This is a genomic window from Streptomyces flaveolus (genome assembly GCF_014648815.1).
In the GTDB taxonomy this organism is placed as follows: Bacteria; Actinomycetota; Actinomycetes; order Streptomycetales; family Streptomycetaceae; genus Streptomyces; species Streptomyces flaveolus.
Genome location: NZ_BMRV01000017.1, coordinates 55,742 through 69,136, shown reverse-complemented (window position 1 = coordinate 69,136; position 13,395 = coordinate 55,742). Strand labels below are relative to the sequence as shown.

The window sequence follows — 13,395 nt, the reverse complement described above, 5'->3', positions numbered from 1 at the left end:
GGGCCGTGGCGGGACCGGTGCGGTGCGCGCGGGGTCAGTTCTGCGTGGCCCGCCAGCGCTGCCGGGCTCCCCCTTCGTCGGCGGACTGGACCACGAGGCCGTCGGCGGTGGCGGTCAGGGTCAGTCCGCTGTGCCGGGCCTTCAGGGTGAGCGTCCCGTCCTGCGCGGTGACGGTCCACTGCTGGTTGGCGGTGCCGGTGCAGGTGTACTGGACCACCGTGGCTCCGGCGGCCTGTGAGCTGCCGGCCACGTCGGCGCAGAGGCCGCTGCCGGCGTTCTTCAGCTGGTAGGCGCCCTCGTCGTTCCGGGTGACGTTCCACTTCTGTGCCGGCGACGTGGAGGCCGCGCCGACCCGCAGCGGGCCGGCCTCGCTGTCGCCGGGTGCCTCGAGCCGTTCGTCGCCTCCGGTGTGGGCCAGGGCGTACTGGCCGTCCGGGATCGCCGGGGGCACGACGTCCTCGTCGCCCACGGCCAGTGCGAAGACGTGCACGGCGCTGTTCGCCGGCAGGGTGACGGCGGCGACGTCCTTGTCCGGGTCGATGCGCAGCGTCTTGGTGTAGAGGCGGTACTCGACGGTGTCGTAGGCGGGGCCGGACGGGGTGTTCTTGCCCTTCGTGGTGATCGCGGTCTTCGCCCCGTACCGGTCGGTGGGCAGACAGCACCAGTTGGGGAAGCCCAGCTTGGCCTCGGCGGTCGTGCCGTCGGTGTAGTGGACGGTCGCCGTGCCCTCGGCGCTGCCGCTGGTTCCGGTGCCGAGGAAGGCCAGCGCGTTGCCCTTCTCGTCGCCGGAGACCTGGATGGTCTGGCCCTTGCCCGTCACGTTGTCGGGGGTGCCCGGTGCAGCGTCGGGCCAGGTGAAGGCGAAGCCGTTCGCCTCGACGGCGGCGCCCGGGGTGACGCCCTTGTGGGCCAGCCGTTCGGCGATGAAGCTGGAGCCGCCGCCGTCGATGTCGCCGGGGTCCGGGTCGTCCTGCCTGGTCACGCCGACGTTGTCGGCGGCCGAGGCGAGCGAGGGGTGCGCCAGTGTGGTGGCGGTCCGGGTGTTCACGGCGTAGGTGCTGTGCTGCCGGGTCGTGTACGACGCCCGGGCGGAGAGGTCGTACCTGCCCGGGGCGGCGCCCTTCGGGGGCGTCGCGGTGAAGCGCGCGGTGAAGGTGCCGCCGTCCGGCAGGGCACGGGTGCCCGTCGGTCCGGTCGCGGCGACCTGCCAGCCCTCGGGGGCGTCGACGGCCGATCCGGTCACCGCGACCGGCTTGCCGGTGCTGTTGGTGACCGCGACGTCGACCTGCTGGGACTGTCCGATGGTGCCGATGGCGGCGGTGCGGGCGTCGAGGCCGACGGCGCGGTCCTGGGGATGCGTGCCGCCGACGGAGCCGGCTCCGTCGATGCGCACCGTCACCTGCTCGCCCGAGGACACCTGGGCGGTCTTGACGTGGACGACACCCGTCCCGGCGTCGTAGTACCAGCCGGACGGCGCCGCCCGCAGTTCGCGTTCGGACGCCACCTCCCGCAGCCGCTGTCCGGCGGCCCGGACGCCGGAGGGGTCGGTGTCGGTGTGCACGGTCAGGCCGTAGCGCCGCTGGGCGGGCTTGCCCTCGTAGGCGCCCCGGAGCGCGCCGATCCGGATGTCCACGGGGCCGCGGCGGCGGGCGTCCGGCGCGGTCACGTCGATGCGCTGCGTGGCCGACTCGCCCTCGGTGTGGGCCCGGGTGCGGCCGTCGTCCTCGTAGAGGGTGAAGGCGGAGTCGCCCTCGGGGTAGATGTCGAGGTCGAGACGGCCCGACTTCTTGCCCTGCGCCCAGTCGGTCGTGCCCTCGGGGAACATGGGCACGATCGCGCCGGCCCGCACGAACAGCGGGAGCGTGTCCAGCGGTGCCTGATAGCCGTCCAGGGTCTGTCCGCCCTCGTACACGCGGCCGGTCCAGTAGTCGGCCCAGCGGCCCTCGGGGAGGTGGATGCCGTTGCGGACGTCGCTGTCCTCGTAGACGGGGGCGACCAGGAGGTCGTCGCCGGCGAGGAACTCGTACTTCGCCGCGTCGCCCCAGGTGGCCGGGTCGTCCGGGTAGTTCAGGTACAGCGGGCGGGTGGGGCCGACGCCGGTCTTCGAGGCGTTCGCCAGATGCGTGTACAGGTAGGGCAGCAGCCGCTCGTGCAGCAGCAGGTACTTCTTGTTGATCGCGGTGTAGGGCGCGCCGTACCGCCAGGGCTGCTTGTCGCTCGCCGCCCAGCCGCTCATGGCGTACGTCATCGGCAGCAGCATCTTCCACTGGAGGTCGCGCACATAGGTCTCGGCGCTGCCGCCGAAGATGCCGTCGACGTCGCCGGTGGTGACGGGCTGGCCGGACATGGTGGAACCGGCGTAGGTGGGGATCTGCCAGCGGATGTAGTCCCACGAGCCCGACTGGTCGCCGCTCCACATGGCGCCGCAGCGCTGGGTGCCGGCCCAGCCCTCGACGGTGAGCACGGTGGCGCGGTCGGCGCTGTGCTCCTCGATGCCGTTCTGCGCCTTCTCGCAGGCGTCCAGGGCGAAGCGGTATCCGGGGCCGACCCAGGCGACGTCGGTCTTGCGCACCCGTACGCCGGCGGCGACCTCGGACTCCTGCTCGGTCAGGTCGGCCTCGGTCCACAGGCCGAGTTCGGCGCCGTTTCCGTGCAGCATGTCGCCGGTCGCGGGGAGGTCCTCGTAGCCGCAGCCGTAGCCGTCGTTGACCAGCATCCAGCCGAGCGGCATGCCTTCGCGGGCGTAGCCGTCGGCGATCGCGCGGGAGTCGCGCAGCGTCTCGCGTTCACCGCGGTTGGCGTTGTGCAGGTAGCAGTCGGCGTCGCCGAGCTCCATGGCGTACATCGGCAGCATGGCGGGGCGGCCGGTGAGTTCGGTGTATCCGTCGATGACCTGCTTGGCGTCGCCGACGAAGTAGTAGGCGTCGAAGCGCTGTTCCTGGTGGGTGGTGCGTACCGGTGCGCCGAAGTCGTAGCGGCCGGGGGCGAAGGTGTTGCGCAGGACGCCGTAGCCGTTGCTGGAGAGGTAGAACGGCGCCGCGTTCGGGTTGCCGCCGTCGTTCCAGTCGTAGTCGCGGCTGATGTCGATGCTCCGGCCGCGGTGGCTGAAGCGGCCGTTCTGCATGCCGCCGCCGAAGAACTGCTCCTGTGCGCCCTGGCCGAGGGTCTGCGCGGTTCCGCCGGCGGACCAGGACAGCGGTGCGGTCTCCCGCCACAGCTGTCTGCCGTCCTCGTCGGCGAGGGCCAGGGTGACGGGCGACTTGGTGACCGTCAGGGTCGCCTCGTCGGTGCGGATGACGTAGGCGTCGTCGGTCTCGGTGTGGGTCGAGTGGGCGCCCTTGTAGTCGGTCTTGACGACGATGTCGGCGTCCGGGGCGGCGGGATCCGCGGGGTCGTCGTTCGCCGGGTCGGTGAAGTGCCCGTCGGGGGCGAGGCGGACGCGGAAGAGGTCGTCGTCGGGGAAGCTGATGCGGAGCTTCGCGTCGCCCGAGGTGACGGTGTAGGTGTCGCCGTCCGCGGTGAAGCCGGTGGCGTCGCCGAGCCGGCCGTCGGCGGCGGACGCGTCGCGGGCGCCGGCGTACGACGGCACCGCGGCCGTGAGCAGCGCCGCGGCCAGGGCGGCGGCGAGCAGACGCGCTCGGGACTGACCGTTCATGGTGCCCTCCGGGGTCGGTCGGCGCTGCGGCCGCGTGCGCGTCGGTGGTGACGGTGGCGTCCCGAGGCGGCAGGCGTGACATAGCAGGCATTCCGGGCATGACGGCAACACTCCCCCAGTGGGCTGTCCGCGTCACTGCCGGAGCACTGTCGGTGCACGACTCTGGCGGGCTCGGCCCGGGCATGTCAATACGTGCTCGATGCAAAGCCGTTTCGAGCAGTTCCGAGCATGACCGCCGCGTCCACCCGGTGGCTTGGACCGCGTCGGTGTACCCGCCGCTCCGTCGACACCCGACAAAGGCGGTGCGGTTGCTGTCGGGTGCCCGGGGGCGGAGTCGCCGCACGATGGGGGCATGGACGACACGATCTTGGTATCCCGTTTCCTCCGCGACGGCTTCGTGAAGCTGGAAGGCGCCGTCGCGCCGCGCGTGGCCGCGGACTGCACGCGGCTGCTGTGGCGGGAGACGGGCTGCGACCCGGACGATCCGGCGACGTGGACGCAGCCGGTGCACTGGGTGCCCGGCATGGGGCAGGGGCCGTTCGCCGCCGCACCCAACTCGCCGTCCCTGCACCGCGCGTACGACCTGCTCGTCGGCGCGGGACGCTGGGAGCCGCGCTACTCACTGGGCACCTTCCCGCTGCGCTTCCCGCACGAGGAGGAGCCGGCGGACGCGGGCTGGCACATCGAGGGCAGCTATCTGCCGGAGGGCGAGAGCTGGTACTTCACGAATCTGCGCTCCCGGGGCCGGGCGCTGCTGATGCTGTTCCTGTTCAGCGAGGTCGGTGAGGAGGACGCCCCGACCCGGATCCGGGTCGGCTCGCACCTCGACGTGCCGAAGGTGCTGGAGAAGTACGGGGAGGAGGGGGCGAGCGGGTTGACGCTCGCGCCCGATCTGGTGGCGGCGTCCGACCACCGGCCCCTCGCCCTCGCCACCGGGTCCCCGGGCGACGTCTTCCTGTGCCACCCGTTCCTGGTGCACGCGGCGCAACCGCACCACGGGGTGCGGCCGCGCTTCATGGCCCAGCCGCCGCTGCTGCCGGCCGCGCCGTACGAACTGGAGCGTGCCGACGGCGCCTACTCACCGGTGGAGGTCGCGATCCGCCGGGGACTCGGACAGCCCACCCCCGGTCCGGACGGGGACGGCACCGACCGCAGCGCCGGGTAGACACCCCTCCGCGACGCTCAGCGTGCTGCCGCGTCCCGCCACGGCTGGTGTCCCGGTCCGGTCGGATGGGTGCCCGTGGCCCCCATGACCAGGGAGTAGAGGCTGGTCTCCGCGGTGATGAAGAGTCGGTTGCGCTTGGCGCCGCCCCAGGCGATGTTGGAGACCGCCTCGGGCACGTCGAGCCGCCCGATGAGCGTGCCGTCGGGGTCGTAGCAGTGCACTCCGTCGTTCATCGCGGCAGCCCAGAGCCGGCCCCCGTCGTCGAAGCGGAGATTGTCGAAGCGGGCGTTCGTGCGGCCGGCGGCGTCGGCGAAAACCCTGCCCTCGGACAGCGTGCCGTTCTCTCGCACGTCGAAGACCCGGATGCAGCCGGCCCGGGTGTCGGAGACGAAGAGCTGCCGCTCGTCGGCCGAGAAGACCAGGCCGTTGGGGGCTTCGAAGCAGTCGGCGACCAGGCGCACTTCGCCGCTGTCCGGGTCGATGCGGTAGACGTTGTTGGCGCCGATCTCGCTCTCGGCACGGTGGCCCTCGTAGTCGCTGGTGATACCGAAGTCCGGGTCGGAGAACCAGATCGAGCCGTCGGACTTCACAGCCGCGTCGTTCGGGCTGTTCAGACGCTTACCTTGCCAGCGATCGGCCAACACGCTGCGGCTGCCGTCGTGTTCGGTCCTGGTCACCCGGCGGTTGCCCTGTTCGCAGGTGATCAGCCGGCCCTGCCGGTCGAGGGTGTTGCCGTTGGGGTGCCCGGCGGAGCGGCGGAAGACGCCGACCTCGCCGGTCTCCTCGTCCCAGCGCAGCATCCGGTCATTGGGGATGTCGCTCCAGATCAACTGCCGCCAGGCGGGCACGTAGATCGGTCCCTCGGCCCACCGGCAACCGGTTGCCAGCACCTCGAGGCCCGCGTCACCGTTCATGCACCGCCCGGTACGGAACCGGTCGTCGAACATTTCGTACAGCTCGTCGGCCACGACTCTCCCCTTATCCTCGCCAGCGCCGAATCATGTACGGCACATTGGCAAGATTGCTGGATCGGATATGGTGCAATCAAGCAGAAGCCGAATGGAGAGTCGTGGATCACATCGATCGTGTCCTGCTGGAGCTGCTCCAGCAGGACGCCACACAGTCCTACGCCGTTCTCGGCCGGGCAGTCGGTCTGTCGGCGGGAGCCGCCCACGAACGCGTTCGCAAGCTGCGCTCGCGCGGCGTCATCCGGCGCACCGTCGCCGAGGTGGACCCGACGGCGGTCGGCGGCGGCGTCCTGGCCTATGTGACGGTCGACTCGACCGCGTGGATGGGTGATTCCTCGGAGGGCTTCGCCGCGATTCCCGAGATACTCGAGGCGCACATCACGGCCGGCAGTGCCTCGGTGCTGGTGAAGGTCAGGACCGCGACCACCGAGCAACTGCAGGACGTGCTCCGCCGGATCTACGCGATCGACGGCGTCAGCGGGACGCAGGCCACCGTCGTCCTGGAGACCTTCTTCGAGCGGGCTGTCTCCCCCAAAGCCACCGAGCAGCTCTGATCCTCGGGCCGTGCCGTCCCGGCACTTCCGGAAGGCGGCCCTCTGATACGGGTCGGGCCGCCTTCGCCGTCCGAGGGTCAGCCGGCGGGCCTGCCGAACCAGCGGGAGAGGTGCTCGTCCAGATCCCGCTGATCGTCGCCGATCCAGGCGACGTGGCCGTCCGGGCGCAGCAGGACGCAGGGGGCGTCGAGGGCCGCGGTGGGGTCCGCGAGGTGGTCGACCCGGTCCGACCAGCCGCCGGCGGTCAGGCGTTCGGTGCGGTCCAGCAGCAGGCCGCGGCCGCGATGCAGCAGACCGTAGAGGCGGCCGTGTTTCACGTCGATGTCGGGCAGGCGGCGGCCGAGCAGGTCGGGGCCTTCGCCGAAGTCGTAGCGGATGCCGATCGCGGTGATCTTCTCGATGAGGTAGCGGTTCACCTCGTCGAAGTCCATCAGTTCGGTGAGCAGCCTGCGCACGGCCTGCGGGCCCGGTTCGGTGGAGTGCAGTTCCATCTGGGCGCGGGTGTTGTCCAGCACGTCCTCGGCGACCGGATGACGCTCCGCCTGGTAGGTGTCCAGCAGTGTCTCCGGCGCCCAGGCGCGGACCTGTGCGGCCAGTTTCCAGCCGAGGTTGAACGCGTCCTGGACGCCCAGGTTGAGGCCCTGTCCGCCGGTGGGCGGATGGATGTGTGCCGCGTCGCCGGCCAGCAGCACCCGCCCGACCCGATAGCGTTCGGCCAGCCGGGTGGCATCCCCGAAGCGGGACAACCAGCGCGGGGAGTGCACGCCGAAATCGGTTCCGGCGATGGCGCGCAGTTGTCGCTTGAAGTCCTCGAGGGTGGGTGGTTCGGTGCGATCGCTGACTCCCGCGGCGGGGACCACAACGCTGTAGGCCCTTCCGACGGGCCTGAGCCAGAAGCGCTTGCCGGTCGCGCCGAGCCCGGCCACCTTGGCGGCGATCTCCTCCTGCGGCACCCCCACGTGCATCTCGCCCATCAGCGTCTCGGTCCGCGAGGGTTCACCGGGGAAGCCGACGCCGAGCAGTCTGCGCACCGTGCTGCGCCCGCCGTCACAGCCGACGAGATAGCGCGAGCGCAGCCGTTCGCCGTCCACCAGCTCGACGGTCACACCTTCCTCGTCCTGCTCGAGACCGGCCACCGCACGACCGCGCCGGATCTGCGCACCCAGTCGGGTCGCATGGTCTTCGAGCAGTCGCACGACGACCGGTTGCGGGATGCCCAGCAGATAGGCGTGCGCGGAATCCAGGCCCTTGGGTGCGGGTTTGTCGATGCCGGCGAAGAATCCGCCGGCCGGACGCTGCCTTCCGTGGTCGCGCATGCGGTCCAGGAGTCCGCGCATCGCCATCAGCTCGAGACTGCGCATGTGCAGACCGACGATGCGGGCGAACGACACGGGCTCGGTCTCCTTCTCCAGGACGAGTACCCGCACGCCGTGCAGCCTCAGTTCGGCGGCCAGCGTCGCGCCGGTCGGCCCGCACCCGGCAATGATCACATCGTGCACGAGGGACGCGCGATCGGCGCCGGAGGCCGACGGCTCTGCGGCGAACTGCGAAGAGTCCATAGGTGTTTGCCTTTCGGGAGTGCCTTGGCGGGAGGCGCTCCCGGCGACACCTACGTCAATCGCCGGCCGTGACGGAAAGGGGGAGCACCCACGTCGATACTGCGTTCATGGGTCTCACCTCCTCGGGCGGTGTCACGGTCCGCCGCAAGCTACAAGCCCGAGCATCGCGCCGTCCAGTCATTTGGCAGCTCGTTCGCCAGCCGCGTGATCATGACCTCCGGGTCAGAACAGGCGTTCCTGCGCGCCGGTCGGTCTGGCGCGCGGCCGGTCCCGGCGCGGGGCGGCCCGCTCGGGTGCCGTGTCCCCGAACAGGGGAGCCGTGCCGTACTCGTCCGGCTCGGCCGGAACGGCGGTGGGACCGGTGCCCACGTTCAGCCGCAGCGGGGCTTCCCGGTCGAAGTCCCCCGGGGTCATCGCCGTCCACTCCCGGTCCTGCCGCTCACCCACGCACCGACACCTCTCTCGCACCGCGAGCCGCGGTTGCCGCAGCTCGGCCTGTTGTGAGGGATTCTGCCCGGTCGGCGCTCCGCATCACCGGGCACGTCGACCATCACGAGGCTCCGCTCGGTGGCGTGGCCCCGCGCACGGGGGAGAACGCGGGGCCACACGAGAAAGCTATCGGAGTCGTCCGCCGCCTACCAGAGCGGCCCCCGGTGGCTCCCCCTGGCTCCTCCTGTGCCCCCTTCGTGCGAGCCGTCCGGGCCGTCACCCGGACGGCGGACGGCGGCGGCGGCCCGGCCGGGGCCCGCCGCACGGCGTCCCGCGATCCCGGCCGTGCCGGGCACACACTGGGTGCCATGGACCATCCCGATCCGCCGGAGGCGGTGTCACGGCGCTTTCCCGGCGAGCCGCGGAGCGCGGCGTCGGCTCGACGGTTCGTGCGCGCGGCTCTCGACGACGTCGCCCCGGACCTCACCGACACCGCCCAGCTCCTCGCCGGCGAGCTGGTCACCAACGCGGTGCTGCACGCGGGCACGGAGATCGAGGTCGGTGTCCGGGTGCACGACGGCCGGGTGCGCGTGGAGGTCGGTGATCGCCGGCCCCGCCGTGGTCCCGTACCGCGCCACTCCCCGCCGTACGCCGGTACGGGGCAAGGGCTGGCGCTGGTCGAGCAGTTGGCGTCGCGGCACGGGGCCGACGCCGGCGACACGCACAAGACCGTGTGGTTCGAGCTGTGGCCCGACGGTCCCCCACCGCCGGCGCCCGGGTGGGAGGCCGCCCCGCCGGACCCGCACGGGAGGACGGTGGCACTTGTCGACGTGCCCAGCGCCCTGTGCGCGGCATCCCAGCAGCACCGGCACGCACTGCTGCGCGAGCTCACCCTCGGCGCTTTCACCGGAGACCACCTGGAGGTGCTGCCGCACGACCTCACCACCGCCCATGACACCAACAACATGATCAGCGCCGGTCTGGCCGCCCCCGCCGAGCCGCTCCCCGACGCGGGGCTGCGCTCCGTGTCGCTGACGTTGCCGGCCGACGCGACACCGGCCGTACGCACCCTGCGCCGCGTCCTGGAGACGGCAGAGGAAGCGGCCCGGGAGGAGCGTCTCCTGACCCTGCCGGCCCTGCCGCGCGGACGCGCCTTCCAGGACTGGCTGTTCGACGAGATCGTCGGCCAGCTCTCCGGGGGCCGGCCCACCGCGTGGACCGTCCTCCCCCGCGAGCCGGAGGTCAGCTCCTCGGACCTGGTGCCGTGGGACGTCACCCATGTGCGGGCCGGCCGGCTTCCGACCATCGCCGCCGACGAGGCCAACCGGATCATCGCGGCGAACGGGCCGGCGGCTGACATGCTCGGCTGGACCGTGGACGACCTGGTCGGGCGCAAGCTCACCACCCTCATTCCCGAGCACCTGCGAGACCGGCACACCGCGGCCTTCACGTCCCTGCTGCTCACCGGTCGCACCCGCATCGTGGGCCGGTCCGTGCCGCTTCCGGCACTGCACCACGACGGCCGGCTGGTGCCGGTCCGGCTGTACATCCAGACCCAGGAGACCGCCGACGGCCGCACCGTCTTCGTCGCCCAGCTCTCCCCGCGGGCGACCACGTCCCTCGACTCTCCCGGACCGGCCGGCAGGCACCGGCAGGCCCCGCTGCCGGACCCCGGCAGGAGCCGCTCTCCGGCCGCTCCGGAACGGGTTCCGAGGCCGGACGGCAACGGCCACGGCATGTCCGCGCTGGACCGGCTGTCCCTGCTGGCCGACACGGGGGCCGAACTCAACAACACCCTGGACCTGGGCGAGGGCCTGCGGCGCGTCGGCCGGCTGCTCACGCGGCGGCTGGCCGACTGGTGCGCGGTGGACCTGTTCACCGAACACGCCCAGGTGGACCGGGTCTGTGTCGTGCACCGGGATCCACGCGGGCTGCGTCCCGAGTCGTACGAGGGCCCGCTCCCGCCGGTCTCCGAGGTCTCGCGCGGCCCACTGGCCCGGGCGCTGCGCGGGGCGGGGCCCCTGCTGCTCACCGGGACGCCGACGCCGGGACAGGCCGTGAGCGAGCTCGACCGGGACTACGCCGACCTGTTCCGGAGGCTCGGCGCGGGCAGTGCCGTCGTCGCCCCGCTGCGCGCCCGCAGGGAGATCTTCGGTGCGCTGACCGTCACCCGGACGGCCGGGGCCCCGCCCTTCACCGAGGAGGACCTGTCCCTCGTCGACGACCTGGTGCACAGCCTCGCCCTGGGCGTGGACAACGCCCGGCTGTACCAGCGGACCCGCAGCATCGCCGAACGGCTCCAGCTCTCCCTGCTACCCGTGCTGCCCGACGTCGGGCACCTGCAGATGGCCGCCCGCTACGCTGCCTCGTCCACCACCGCGCAGGTCGGCGGTGACTGGTACGACGGCTTCGTCGTGCCCAGCGGGGACACCGCCGTGGTCATCGGCGACGTCACCGGGCACAACCTCGACGCGGCCATCGCCATGAGCCAGCTGCGGAGCATGCTCCGGGGCATCGCCGTGGACCGCGAGGAGCCGCCCGCGGAGGTGCTGCGCCGACTGGACCTGGCGAACCACAGTCTCTACCGGGAGGCCACCGCCACCTGCGTCTACGGCATCGTCAAGGGCCCCGCCGAGGGCCCCTGGGAGCTGCACCACTCCTCCGCGGGTCATCCGCCGCCCCTGCTGACCACCCGGGACGGCGAGACCCGCTACCTCGAACAGGGCGCGGGCCTGCTGCTCGGCATGGATCCGGAGGTGGCCCGCCCCACGGCCTGCACCGTGCTGCCGGCCCACTCGACGCTGCTGCTGTACACCGACGGTCTGGTGGAGCGCCGGGGCGAGGTGCTCGACGTCGCTCTCGACCGCCTGCGCCGGCACGCGGCCGACCTTGCCCGCGAGTCCCTCGACACGTTCTGCGACGAGTTGCTGATCGGGCTGGGCGCCGACAGTGCCGACGACATCGCCGTCCTCGCCCTCCGCCCCACCCCGCCCGCCTGATCCGCTGATCCGTGGCACCTCCGGGCCTCGGGGCGGAGTCAGGCGGGCCGGTCCGCCGCGAGGGGGCCGGCGATCCGTTGAGGGCCCGGGCTGGTGACGGGGCCTGCGGTTCGGCAGAGGCCCTTGGGCGGACTTCCAGGGGATGCGGGGTGCCGGGCCCGTCGGGTCCACCGGGTCATGGGGTGACGATGGCGAAGCGCGGGTCGGGGCGTTCCATCAGGCCGCCCAGGGTCATCAGGGCGGTGATGTCGCCGTCCGTGGTGATCCGGCCGTCCCTGACGGCCTCGGGGAACGTGGTGGCGCGGCCGACGACCGCGTCGAGGGTGGCGCGGGTCAGCCTCAGGGTGAGGTGCGGGCTCTCGCCGCGCGGGGCGCCGCCGGGCATCGGGGTGAGGGCGCCGTTGGAGAGCAGCAGCGTCCACACGTCGGCGGAAGGGCTGGGCGTGTGGTCGTCGGTGATCTCCCAGCGCAGGAGGAGACGTCCGGCCGCGGCGGCGCGGAGCCCGTCGATGCGAACGGCCATGGACTGGAAGATCTGCTCGACGGTCAGCGCGGCGGTGATGCCCGACGACGCTCCGCGGCCGGGGGCCGGCAGGACGCCGTGGCGCAGTTCGGCGGCGCCGGTGAGGTAGAAGTTGCGCCAGGGGCCGCACTCGGAGCCGTGGCCGAGGCGTTCGAACGTGTCGGCCTGGAGGGCGCGGGCCTCGGCGTGCCCGGGGTCGGCGAACAGGACGTGGTGGAGCACCTCGGCGACCCAGCGCAGGTCGCCGCGGTCGAAGGACGCGCGTGCCTTGGCGACCACGGCGTCCGCGCCGCCCATGAACTCCGTGTAGCGCAGGGCGGCTTCGCGCGGTGGGTGCTGCCACAGGTGAGCGGGGTTGCCGTCGAACCAGCCCATGTAGCGCTGGTAGACGGCCTTGGCGTTGTGGCTGAGGGAACCGTAGTGGCCGCCGATGTGCGCGCGGGTCTCCAGCGCGGGCGGGAAGCGCAGTTGCTCCGCGATCTCGGCGCCGGTGTGCCCGGCGTTGATGAGGCGCACGCACTGGTCGTGGAGGTATGCGTAGGCGTCGCGCTGCTCCTCCAGGAAGCGCAGGGCGCGGTCCTGGCCCCAGGTGGGCCAGTGGTGGGAGGCGAAGACGACATCGGTGGTGTCGGCGAACAGGCGGAGGGTCTCGGTGAGGTACCGGGCCCAGGCGCTGGGGTCGCGGACCAGGGCGCCGCGCAGGGTGAGGACGTTGTGCAGGGTGTGGCAGGCGTTCTCCGCCACGCAGAGCAGCCGCAGGTCGGGGAAGTGGATGTTCATCTCCGCCGGTGCCTCGGTGCCCGGGGTGAGCTGGAAGACCATGCGGACGCCGTCGACGGTCTCGCTCTGCCCGGTGCGGTGCACGTCGAGGGTGGGGGCGATGAGGCCGACGCTCCCCAGGGAGGTGGTCTGGCCGAGTCCGCAGCCGATCTGGCCCTCGGGGCCCTTGGGCAGGGCGGCGCCGTACATGTAGACGGAGCGGCGGGCCATCGCGGGGCCGGTGATGACGTTCTCGCCGGCCGCGTGCTCGAGGAACCCGGCGGGTGCGATCACCGGGAGACGTCCTGCGGCGGCGTCCGCGGGGTCGGCGACGCCGAGGACGCCGCCGAAGTGGTCGATGTGCGAGTGGGTGTAGAGGACGGCGGTGACCGGGCGGTCGCCGCGGTGCTCCCGGTACAGGGCGAGGGCCGCGGCCGCGACCTCGGCGCTGATCAACGGGTCGATCACCAGGACGCCCCGGTCGCCCTCGACGAAGGTGATGTTCGACAGGTCGAGGCCGCGGACCTGGTAGACGCCGGGCACCACCTCGTACAGGCCCTGGCGGGCGGTCAGGCGGCTCTGCCGCCACAGCGACGGGTTCGCAGTGGGCGGGCAGTCGCCGTCGAGGAACGCGTAGGCGTCCGCGTCCCAGACGGTGTGGCCGGCCGCGTCCCGCACCACGCCCGGCCGCAGCCGGGCGACGAACCCGCGGTCGGCGTCGGCGAGGTCCTGGTCGTCGTCGGCCGGGTGGTGGACGGGTGTGGTGCCGGGCATGCGGTCTTCC

At 72.5% G+C, this 13,395-nt stretch carries 8 protein-coding genes; 3 read left to right on the top strand and 5 right to left on the bottom strand.

The genetic code is table 11. The annotated features are described in order from the left end of the window. Window positions 1–34: 34 nt before the first annotated feature. Complete coding sequence (locus IEZ05_RS30745; RefSeq protein WP_189233567.1) at window positions 35–3,655, bottom strand: TIM-barrel domain-containing protein; 3,621 nt, start codon at window positions 3,653–3,655, stop codon at window positions 35–37. A 352-nt stretch (window positions 3,656–4,007) separates the two neighbouring features. Here IEZ05_RS30745 and IEZ05_RS30740 point away from each other — a divergent pair, with 352 nt between their 5' ends. Beyond that, complete coding sequence (locus IEZ05_RS30740; protein WP_189233566.1) at window positions 4,008–4,820, top strand: phytanoyl-CoA dioxygenase family protein; 813 nt, start codon at window positions 4,008–4,010, stop codon at window positions 4,818–4,820. Window positions 4,821–4,837: 17 nt separating this feature from the next. Here IEZ05_RS30740 and IEZ05_RS30735 read toward each other — a convergent pair whose 3' ends face one another. After that, on the bottom strand, window positions 4,838–5,767 hold the full coding sequence (locus tag IEZ05_RS30735; protein WP_189233637.1) for an SMP-30/gluconolactonase/LRE family protein: 930 nt from the start codon (window positions 5,765–5,767) through the stop codon (window positions 4,838–4,840). A gap of 122 nt (window positions 5,768–5,889) precedes the next feature. Here IEZ05_RS30735 and IEZ05_RS30730 point away from each other — a divergent pair, with 122 nt between their 5' ends. After that, the gene (locus tag IEZ05_RS30730) at window positions 5,890–6,342 is read left to right on the top strand and encodes an Lrp/AsnC family transcriptional regulator (RefSeq protein ID WP_189233565.1); all 453 of its coding nucleotides are present in this window, start codon (window positions 5,890–5,892) and stop codon (window positions 6,340–6,342) included. 77 nt (window positions 6,343–6,419) lie between these two features. Here the strand turns inward: IEZ05_RS30730 and rox are convergent, their stop codons facing one another. Together rox and IEZ05_RS30720 are read right to left on the bottom strand one after the other, a co-directional pair. Then, complete coding sequence (rox, locus tag IEZ05_RS30725) at window positions 6,420–7,901, bottom strand: rifampin monooxygenase (RefSeq protein WP_189233564.1); 1,482 nt, start codon at window positions 7,899–7,901, stop codon at window positions 6,420–6,422. A gap of 222 nt (window positions 7,902–8,123) precedes the next feature. Beyond that, a complete protein-coding gene (locus IEZ05_RS30720; protein ID WP_189233563.1) occupies window positions 8,124–8,348 on the bottom strand; it encodes a hypothetical protein in 225 nt (74 codons plus the stop codon). Window positions 8,349–8,698: 350 nt separating this feature from the next. Between IEZ05_RS30720 and IEZ05_RS30715 the strand changes: the two genes are divergently transcribed. Next, window positions 8,699–11,329, top strand: a complete 2,631-nt coding sequence (locus IEZ05_RS30715; protein ID WP_189233562.1) for a SpoIIE family protein phosphatase — start codon at window positions 8,699–8,701, stop codon at window positions 11,327–11,329. 175 nt (window positions 11,330–11,504) lie between these two features. Here the strand turns inward: IEZ05_RS30715 and IEZ05_RS30710 are convergent, their stop codons facing one another. Continuing rightward, window positions 11,505–13,385, bottom strand: a complete 1,881-nt coding sequence (locus IEZ05_RS30710; RefSeq protein ID WP_189233561.1) for an alkyl/aryl-sulfatase — start codon at window positions 13,383–13,385, stop codon at window positions 11,505–11,507. Window positions 13,386–13,395 lie beyond the last annotated feature (10 nt).

Bases quoted from the DNA above. Each gene is read 5' to 3' on its own strand.
- IEZ05_RS30740 (WP_189233566.1), top strand. From the start codon at position 4,008: ATGGACGACACGATCTTGGTATCCCGTTTCCTCCGCGACGGCTTCGTG.
- IEZ05_RS30715 (WP_189233562.1), top strand. From the start codon at position 8,699: ATGGACCATCCCGATCCGCCGGAGGCGGTGTCACGGCGCTTTCCCGGC.
- IEZ05_RS30745 (WP_189233567.1), bottom strand. From the start codon at position 3,655: ATGAACGGTCAGTCCCGAGCGCGTCTGCTCGCCGCCGCCCTGGCCGCG.
- rox (WP_189233564.1), bottom strand. From the start codon at position 7,901: ATGGACTCTTCGCAGTTCGCCGCAGAGCCGTCGGCCTCCGGCGCCGAT.
- IEZ05_RS30710 (WP_189233561.1), bottom strand. From the start codon at position 13,385: ATGCCCGGCACCACACCCGTCCACCACCCGGCCGACGACGACCAGGAC.
- IEZ05_RS30735 (WP_189233637.1), bottom strand. From the start codon at position 5,767: ATGTTCGACGACCGGTTCCGTACCGGGCGGTGCATGAACGGTGACGCG.